Origin of the sequence: Streptococcus rupicaprae, assembly GCF_040545225.1 — a bacterium.
Lineage (GTDB): Bacteria > Bacillota > Bacilli > Lactobacillales > Streptococcaceae > Streptococcus > Streptococcus rupicaprae.
Window position 1 is genome coordinate 1 of sequence record NZ_JBEPLO010000059.1, and the last position, 1,128, is coordinate 1,128.

Here is a 1,128-nt window from a genome sequence, read left to right on the forward strand (position 1 = left end):
CCAAAAAAGAAAACATTGACAAATCAACGTTTTCTTTAACTATCCGAAACTATCGGAAGATATGATGGAGCCGGTGGGAGTCGAACCCACGTCCAAACACCTGCCAACACATTCGTCTACAACCATAGGTGATGTCTTGCTTTAACTAGATACCGACACACCACTCAGGCCTGTATCTAGCGAGTTTCTAAATCTCGTTGACAAGTACGAAACACTTCTTGTCAACCAGCTTACTAAATTAAGACCTCAGGTTGCCGTAAGCAAACAGCCGTCAGTCACGCCTGCAGGTTATTAAGCTGCTAAAGCGTAAGAAGTGTTATTTTTTGCAGTTATATTTAACTGAGCGTTAACGTCGCCACACGAGTTGCAGAACATGCCTCATAATGCCTGTCGAATCCGTAACGACCCCAAAATGAGATAATTCATTATATCAAAATACAGTTAAAAATTCAAATTTTTTTACTTGCATGGTATAATGGTGGTATGTATCAATTCTGGCAAAAAACGTTTAAAATAATGGGTATAGTTACCTTAATAGCTTCATTTGTTTTGGTAATTTGGCTCTATCATATCGGTATTCTCAATGATCAAAATAGCATGAAAGAGTGGGTTACTCGTTATCCCGTAATAGCTCCCTTTGCTTTCTTCTGGATTCAAGTTATTCAAGTCGTTTTTCCCATTATTCCAGGAGGAGTCACTACGGTCGTTGGCTTTCTAGTCTTCAAGCCTATTTTAGGGTTTATCCTGAATTCAGTAGGGATTATTATCGGCTCTATCATTCTCTTTCATTTGGCACGCCTTTTCGGTAAAAAGTTTTGTTTACTCTTCATGTCGGAGGAAACTTTCGATAAATATGAGCGAAAAATTGACAATAAACGGGGATTTGAACTATTCTTTATCCTCTGTATGATTTCTCCAATGGCTCCTGCCGATATTGTGGTTATGATCACTGGTCTTACCAGCATGTCCTACCGCAAATTCGCCCTTATCTGCCTCATCTGCCGTCCCATCTCCATTCTTACCTACAGTTATCTACTGATTTATGGCGGCCAATGGATACAGCAATTTCTTTGAATTTTAACAAAAATAATCAGCATCCACAGGTCAGGATGCTGATTATTTTTTAAA

The 1,128-nt window shown here is 39.0% G+C and carries 1 protein-coding gene and 1 other RNA gene; one reads left to right on the forward strand and one right to left on the reverse strand.

Annotated features, from left to right (window positions below; all coding sequences use genetic code 11):
• Positions 1 to 62: 62 nt before the first annotated feature.
• Positions 63 to 409: a transfer-messenger RNA gene (gene ssrA, locus ABID29_RS12260) on the reverse strand.
• A gap of 74 nt (positions 410 to 483) precedes the next feature.
• On the opposite strand from ssrA, the gene ABID29_RS12265 reads away from it, so the two are divergent.
• The gene (locus ABID29_RS12265) at positions 484 to 1,074 is read left to right on the forward strand and encodes a TVP38/TMEM64 family protein (RefSeq protein WP_168549218.1); all 591 of its coding nucleotides are present in this window, start codon (positions 484 to 486) and stop codon (positions 1,072 to 1,074) included.
• The last annotated feature ends 54 nt before the right edge of the window (positions 1,075 to 1,128 follow it).

Bases quoted from the DNA above. Each gene is read 5' to 3' on its own strand.
- ABID29_RS12265 (WP_168549218.1), top strand. From the start codon at position 484: ATGTATCAATTCTGGCAAAAAACGTTTAAAATAATGGGTATAGTTACC.